Source organism: Ruegeria sp. C5 (genome assembly GCF_056537605.1).
Map to the genome: position 1 here is coordinate 48,080 of NZ_JBQFRX010000010.1, position 7,564 is coordinate 55,643.

General features: G+C 58.8%; 6 protein-coding genes, 1 other RNA gene and 1 riboswitch. Of the genes, 5 read left to right on the forward strand and 2 right to left on the reverse strand.

Features of this window, described 5'->3' with window-relative positions; all coding sequences use genetic code 11:
* The first annotated feature begins 44 nt into the window (after positions 1 to 44).
* From ACR0AW_RS20645 to rsgA, 3 genes are all read left to right on the forward strand, one after another.
* A complete protein-coding gene (locus tag ACR0AW_RS20645) occupies positions 45 to 1,907 on the forward strand; it encodes a bifunctional 2',3'-cyclic-nucleotide 2'-phosphodiesterase/3'-nucleotidase (RefSeq protein WP_170732487.1) in 1,863 nt (620 codons plus the stop codon).
* Between the two features lie 38 nt (positions 1,908 to 1,945).
* Positions 1,946 to 2,044: signal recognition particle sRNA small type (gene ffs, locus ACR0AW_RS20650), an RNA gene on the forward strand.
* Between the two features lie 159 nt (positions 2,045 to 2,203).
* The gene (gene rsgA, locus ACR0AW_RS20655; RefSeq protein WP_170732489.1) at positions 2,204 to 3,232 is read left to right on the forward strand and encodes a ribosome small subunit-dependent GTPase A; all 1,029 of its coding nucleotides are present in this window, start codon (positions 2,204 to 2,206) and stop codon (positions 3,230 to 3,232) included.
* Positions 3,233 to 3,268: 36 nt separating this feature from the next.
* Here the strand turns inward: rsgA and ACR0AW_RS20660 are convergent, their stop codons facing one another.
* A complete protein-coding gene (locus ACR0AW_RS20660; RefSeq protein ID WP_170732491.1) occupies positions 3,269 to 4,126 on the reverse strand; it encodes an alpha/beta fold hydrolase in 858 nt (285 codons plus the stop codon).
* A gap of 121 nt (positions 4,127 to 4,247) precedes the next feature.
* Positions 4,248 to 4,468: riboswitch (cobalamin riboswitch) on the forward strand.
* A 91-nt stretch (positions 4,469 to 4,559) separates the two neighbouring features.
* On the opposite strand from ACR0AW_RS20660, the gene ACR0AW_RS20665 reads away from it, so the two are divergent.
* Positions 4,560 to 4,967: a hypothetical protein gene (locus tag ACR0AW_RS20665; protein WP_170562413.1), complete on the forward strand. Its 408-nt coding sequence runs from the start codon at positions 4,560 to 4,562 to the stop codon at positions 4,965 to 4,967.
* Between the two features lie 4 nt (positions 4,968 to 4,971).
* Here the strand turns inward: ACR0AW_RS20665 and ACR0AW_RS20670 are convergent, their stop codons facing one another.
* The gene (locus ACR0AW_RS20670; protein WP_170398687.1) at positions 4,972 to 5,472 is read right to left on the reverse strand and encodes a phosphatase domain-containing protein; all 501 of its coding nucleotides are present in this window, start codon (positions 5,470 to 5,472) and stop codon (positions 4,972 to 4,974) included.
* A gap of 172 nt (positions 5,473 to 5,644) precedes the next feature.
* On the opposite strand from ACR0AW_RS20670, the gene ACR0AW_RS20675 reads away from it, so the two are divergent.
* Positions 5,645 to 7,405, forward strand: coding sequence for a DNA polymerase III subunit gamma/tau (locus ACR0AW_RS20675; protein WP_170732493.1), 1,761 nt, complete (start codon positions 5,645 to 5,647; stop codon positions 7,403 to 7,405).
* Positions 7,406 to 7,564: the final 159 nt, after the last annotated feature.

Genomic DNA, 7,564 nt, shown 5'->3' on the forward strand with positions numbered 1-7,564 from the left:
ACACTGACAGCTACAAGTTGAAGATATTGAAATCAAAGTATTTAATGCGACAACGAAGAGATGCAGATGATGGCGCACGGATTCGAATCCTTGCTACATCCGATCTACACATGCACCTGACGTCATATGATTACTATTCGGATCGCCCCGAACCTGCGATTGGTTTGACCCGTACCGCCAGCCTGATTCACGAGGCGCGCAGACAGGCTGAACGCGACGAAGCCCTTGTGCTGTTGTTTGACAATGGTGATAGCCTGCAGGGAACGCCATTTGGCAACTGGGCAGCTGAAAACGTGCCAGACGCCCATCCCCTGCCACGCGCGTTCAACACGTTAAACTATGACGCGATCGGATTGGGTAATCACGATTTCGGATTTGGGTTGGAACTCGTCAATCGCATCGCTCGCCAAACCGCCTGCCCAATGATTTGCAGCAATATGCAAACCACTCAGACCGAACAAGGGTGGGATGCACACACGATTCTGCATCGAGTTGTCAGACTAAATGGACAGGGCACCGCAATCCGCATCGGGGTTCTTTCTGTTTTGCCCACTCAAACCGCACAGTGGGAAGCACATCTGCTAACGGACCGGGTCGTGGTAACAGACATTCTCGCCGCTGCGTGGCGCGCTGCTGAAGATCTCAGCGTGCAAGGTTGCGATCTGATTGTCGCCCTTGCGCATACCGGACTGGGATCGGCAATGGCCGAGCCGGATATGGAAAACGCGATCATCCCGCTGGCCGAGATGCCGCTGATTGATGCCGTCGTCGCAGGCCACACCCATCTGACACTGCCCGGAAAGGCGCATGATGGTTATCCATTCGTCGACAGTACGCGGGGGCTTGTGCATGGAACGCCGGTTGTCATGCAGGGTTGGGCCGGGTCTCATCTTGGGATCATTGATCTGACACTGCAAAAAGATACCACCGGCGATTGGCGCATTACAGGCAGCCATGTCGAAGCGCGGGCAATCGCTCAATCGGGCACAGAAATACCCGAATGCCCAAGGATCACAGAGCTGTTTGCGACCGGCCACGCTGCGACGCGCAAAAGGGTGACCAGGCCAGTGGGCACAATCCCACACACGCTACACAGCTACTTCTCATATTGCATACCGGATCGCGGTCTGGCCTTGGTTGCGGCGGCTCAGGCCGCTGCCCTACGCCCGCATTTGGTCGATACCGACTGGGCAGATTTGCCGATCATATCGTCAGCCGCCCCGGCAAAGTTCGGCGGGCGCGCAGGAAGCAAGTACTACACTGATATCCCCTCAGGCGAGATTTCAGTTCGACATATCGCTGATCTCAGTGTCTTTCCTAATGAATTGCGCGCGATGCTGGCCTCAGGTTCTCAGATTCGGGACTGGCTTGAGATGTCAGCCGGGCTGTTCCATCAACTTGGATCAGACGCCCCGATCGATCTTGCCGATCCTCAGCGCACGGGCTTCAATTTCGATGTCCTGCATGGCGTCACCTACCAGATCGATCTTTCGCAACCGGCGCGGTTCGATACGCTCGGTCGAGTGATTGATCCGGCATTTTCCCGCATACGCAACCTGGAATTCGATGGGCAGCCGATTGCGCCTGACCAGAGTTTCCTTGTCGCCACCAATAACTACCGCGCCAATGGCGGTGGTCATTTTCCAATTGCGCGACAAGCCCGTATGATTGACCTGCCTCAGATCAGCATACAGGATATTCTATGCAAATACGTCGCGGGCACATTGCCCGCCGACCCACTCGCGCATGCACCGCGCCCCTTTTCTTTTGTACCAAACCAAAGGCAGGGCGCGATCCTGACAACGGGGCCACGCGCGCTACACCATGTTGCAGAGCTTGCTGAGTATCATCCACGCATTCTGCCCGACTATGCGGATGGTTTCATGCGCATTCATCTGACCTTCTGACGGGTTGCCATTTTCAGGGGATGCACCTATATCGGCTTTGAGAGGTTGGCGCGGGCGAGCGCCTCGCCAACCTGGTCAGGTCCGGAAGGAAGCAGCCACAACGAGCCCCGCTTGGGTCGATGTCCAACCTCTCACTTAGAACCTATCAGCCGCAGGAGGGCGTTTATGATTGTAGCAAAAACCCTTCGGGCAGACCGGTTCTGATCCTTTCCGATCAACTGATTGCCTGAACACGTCGCCGGCGGATGCGCGATTGCCATTCGACGGGATTGCTGTTTCTGATCACAGGCAGACCAATGTTACTTTCCTTTTCGGACCTCGGATGGTCCTCTCATTTCGCGGCTCAGCATACGGCTGATCCGTCACTTCTTCCGTATCGCATCTCGGCCGTACACCGGGATCGACTGATCGGGCTGAGCCCTGAAGGTGAATCGCCTTTGTTATCTCTGGATCAATCAACCGGCGCATATGCCGTTGGGGATTGGGTTCTGGCGGATGAAAACAAACGCATACGCCGAGTGCTGGACCGGCGCAGCCTGCTGCAGCGCCGGGCCGCAGGTACAGGGGCAGCGGCGCAGCTGATTGCTGCAAATGTTGATGTGCTGTTCATCGTCAGTTCCTGCAACGCCGATTTCAATATGCCACGATTGGAGCGGTATCTTGCGCTGGCGCATCAGGCAGGCTGCTATCCGGTGGTCGTTCTGACCAAATCGGACATGTGCGATGATCCGAGCCTTTATGTAGATCAAGCCCAATCGCTCGCCCCGTTTCTGACGGTACTTGCGGTCAACGCGCTGGATCACGGCGATCTCGAACAAGTTCTGTCGTGGTGTCCGAAAGGACAAACCAGCGCCTTGCTTGGATCATCCGGCGTTGGGAAAACGACGCTCGCCAACGGGATGACGGGGCAGGATCAGGCCACCGCAGGTATTCGCGAAGACGATGCGCGCGGCAGGCACACAACAACTGCACGCGCCTTGCATCGCATGCGCAATGGCGGCTGGCTGATCGATACGCCCGGCATGCGCGCGTTGCGTCTGCTGGATGCGCAGGAGGGGTTGGATGAGGTATTTTCGGACATCTCAGACCTCAGCCTGGATTGCCGCTTCTCGGATTGTCAGCACGAGTCTGAGCCCGGATGTGCGGTGCAGGCGGCAATCGACGCTGGTACGCTTGATCCCGCGCGGCTGGACCGCTGGCGCAAGCTGCGGCGCGAAGACCAACACAATTCCGCTTCGGTGGCGCAGGCCCGCGCCCGTGACAAGGCTTTCGGCAAGATGGTGCGCAGCGTGATGCACGAGAAAAAATCCCGTAAAGGGCTATAACGAAGCTGGGCACCGACCTACCGGTGCCCAGCGCTATCAGGCGATCAGCCTAGGCCAGACTGCCGCATTCCGTCTTGCGAATGCACCGATATGGCCGATCTTGGACACTCCGAATTCGCTTGGTGCAAGCAGATGGCGCCCGGCTTTGGGTCCATAGAGATCGGCAAGACGCCAGACAGCATCCGGCGGCACCATTTCATCATCTGCGAAGGTAAACAGATCGACACGTTTGCCCAAGTCTTTCCAGCGGGCGGCGGGCAGTGTCGTGCCGATCTCTGGCACATAGCTTTTGGGGGCGGTGCACCATTTGCGCCATTGCCAATAGACTTGGGCAGGCAGGTCCGATCCAAACCCGACCAACCGCCCGGGCAGGTAGCCAAGCGCCTTGACCACCAGCGGCGCGTGACCATACCAGAACAACGCCGCCAAAGCGCGATAAGGCCAAGGGTGATCCGCCAGCGTTACCAGACCCGAACAGACACAGATCATCCTGTCAATCTGATCGATATCGGGTTGGATCGGGCCAAACATTCCGCCCAAGGAATGACCGATGCTCCATAGCTTGGCCTGCGGAAACCGTCGGCGCATCTCGGCCCGGGCGGCTGGAATGTCGATCAACGCCCAATCGGCCATGGTGACATTTGACCGCTTTTGCGAACCCACCAAAGAGTGACCAAAATCCCGGTAATCGTAAGTCAGGCAGGCCATGCCCTGTTCTTCGGCGAGCCATCGGGCGAAGTACTGATAGTAATCCCTCGGCACCCCAGTCGCACCGTTTATGACGACCACCTTTTCGGGGTCGGCAACCGGACGGTAAAGCCGCGCCGACAACATTGCCGGGCCGGACGGGATTTGAAAATCCTCGGTCACAACCGCCTGCTGCGTGTCCAACATGGTGCCCTCTAATACCGACTGAACTGATCAGTTCACCCGAAGCGCCTCAAGTCAAGGTTGACGTGACTGGACCATACGTCACTTGCCTGACGCAATTTTCTTGACTCGGGCACGGCGCAGCCGCTAGCCATGTCGCGATGGTTCTCGCGCCCAATCGGGCCGGGATGAAAAGGGAACACGGTGCGGTTCTGCCCGAATAAATCCGGAAAGAACCTAGTCCGAGACTGCCCCCGCAACTGTAAGCGGAGAGCAATGCCGAGATACCACTGGCCTTGAAGGCTGGGAAGGTCGGCAAAGCGATGACCCGCAAGTCAGGAGACCTGCCATCGGATGTAGAACCGAAACTCGGGCGGGGTGTCCGGGACGGGTTTGATCGTGCTCCGCAACGACCAACCTGTGCCACGCCCTCGCCTTGCGCGCGGAGGGCGCATTGATGATCTGGAAGACCAAAACACACGAATTCGCGGCGACCGTGTGCCAACGTACTGGCGCGCCCTGCCCCGCATTGGCACAGATGGCGCGGGCTCTGACGCAGACCATGTCCGCCACAAAACCGGTCACGAAAACTGAGTTTGAGATTGAAGGCACCATAGATCTGTCGCACTGCCCGGAAGGATGCACCGCCCGCTTTCGCGCCCAATGCGACCAGATACGTGTATTCTGCGGAACCGATCCTGAAATCGATACCGGCCGGCTGGATGACTACGCAGACATGATGTTCGGAACCGAGTACCGCAGCCTACCCGCAGACCTGCTAAGGAATCCTCCTTGCGCCATGCTTGAGGCTTCGCTTCTGGTGCAGCACAACGGTGGCGAAATCTCGCCACATGTTGGTGTCTAAGCCGTCAAACGGCTTGAACACGGGCCGGTTCAACGGCCCAAAGCATCTGGGCATTTGTCTCGACTGCGCAAGGACGCACCGTACGCAATCGCTTCAATGCCGCCTCAGGCCGTTCACCGCATTCAACCATCAGACGCAGAACCACCATCCCGGATCGGCCACAGCCACCACGGCAATGCACTAGTACACGGCCACCACCTGACAACGCCTGACGTGCGGTCGCGCCAACGCGGGGCCAGCGGTCCAAAATCTCTTTGGGTGGCGTGCCAAAATCTTCGATCGGCAAATGCACCCATCTGCTGGCACGCCCCTGAATATCAGCGCCAAAATTCCGCGCACCATCCTGAATCATCTCGACCTCAGTCGTCATCGAGATCACAAGCCCGGGCTTCCAGTCTGCGATAAGATCAAGGTCTTCTGTATACGTTCCTCCACGCCCAGGCATCGAGGACAAGGCCAAGGTGCCTCCGCCAACCTGCAACGCATAAACCACCAGTTGCGACATAATCTCCCCCCAAACAAACTTCACCCAACAACATACTGGTCCAGTAAATAGAATAGAGTGGATTTTAGCCGCATACCCACGCATTCCAAAATGAAAATCGTCCCGGCTGGCTGTGGACGCGGGCGGCGGGGGCCTCTACGCTGCGGCGTAACGCGAATCCGACAGAGCAGACATGACCGAGACGCCCAACCCCGCCTACCAGGTTCTTGCCCGCAAATACCGCCCCGAAACCTTTGCCGATCTAGTCGGTCAGGACGCCATGGTGCGTACCCTGAAAAACGCATTCGAAGCGGATCGGATCGCGCAGGCCTTTATCATGACCGGCATCCGCGGCACCGGTAAGACGACGACCGCCCGGATCATCGCCAAGGGTATGAACTGCATCGGTCCCGATGGCAGCGGCGGCCCTACCACCGAACCCTGCGGTCAATGTGAACACTGCGTAGCCATCATGGAGGGCCGCCATGTCGATGTGATGGAGATGGACGCCGCCAGCCGCACCGGTGTCAATGACATCCGCGAGATCATAGACAGCGTCCGCTATCGCGCTGCGTCTGCGCGCTACAAGATCTATATCATCGACGAGGTTCACATGCTGTCGACCAGCGCTTTCAACGCGCTGCTCAAGACGCTGGAAGAACCCCCCGAACACGTGAAGTTCATCTTTGCCACCACCGAGATTCGCAAGGTCCCGGTAACCGTCCTGTCCCGTTGCCAGCGCTTTGATCTGCGCCGGATCGAGCCGGAGGATATGATCGGACTGCTGCGCAAAATTGCAGATGCCGAAGGGGCGCAGATTGCCGAGGATGCGTTATCGTTGATCACCCGGGCTGCCGAAGGATCAGCGCGGGATGCGACCTCACTGCTGGATCAGGCGATCTCGCACGGGGCCGGTGAAACCAGCGCGGATCAGGTGCGCGCGATGCTGGGGCTGGCCGATCGGGGCCGGGTGCTGGATCTGATGGATATGATCCTGCGCGGCGATGCTGCAGGCGCGTTGACCGAGCTGAGCGGGCAATATGCCGAAGGGGCTGATCCACTCGCCGTCTTACGCGATCTGGCTGAAATCACGCATTGGGTTTCGGTGGTCAAGATCACCCCGGATGCCGCCGAAGATCCCACCGTTTCCCCCGACGAACGCGCCCGAGGTCAACAAATGGCCGAGGCTCTGCCCATGCGAGTCCTTACACGCATGTGGCAAATGCTGCTGAAAGCGCTTGAGGAAGTTTCCGCCGCACCCAACGCAATGATGGCTGCGGAAATGGCCGTGATCCGCCTGACCCATGTGGCCGACTTGCCTAGCCCGGAGGAGCTGATCAAGCGTCTGCAAGATACGCCTCCGCCGCCCAATGGTGGCCCCGGCAAGGGAATCGGGGCGCCTGGACATGCTCTTTCCGCGCCACAGGCTGTGGCCCGACCGGCCTATGCCGCATCGGGAATCGGCGGCAACGCAGGCGGGCCAACAGCCGCGCTGGCCCAAGATGTGCAGGCAGCGCTGGCACGCTATCCAACATTTGAACATGTGGTTGAACTGATCCGAGCCAACCGGGACGTGAAGTTGTTGGTCGAGGTCGAAAACGGCGTGCGTCTGGTATCCTACCAACCGGGCAGGATCGAGTTCGCCCCAACCGACAACGCCCCGACCGACCTGTCACAACGATTGGGCGCGTCGCTGCAGCGTTGGACAGGCAACCGGTGGGCCGTTTCTATTGTCGCTGAGGGCAACGCACCGACCATTGCCGAGGTACGGGACGCTGCAGACTTGGCACTGAAGGCCGAGGCTGAACAGCATCCTCTGGTGCAAGCAGTGCTGACTCATTTCCCGAAAGCGCGGATCAAGAGCATCGAAACCGCAGAACAACGCGCCGCTCAGGTCGAAACCGAAGCCCTGCCCGAGGTTGAAGACGAATGGGACCCGTTCGAAGAAGACTGACCAACTAGCACACGGGCACCTTGTCCAAATGCTCCCGCACCCGCCACGGGCCATCGGCTGACGCCGATACCCCTGAGCGGCTTTGGGACCCGATGGGCGCCTTCCGCCCTCCCGGGCCCAACGGGAAGAAAGGTCTTGCCACAAACCTTAACGAGGGAA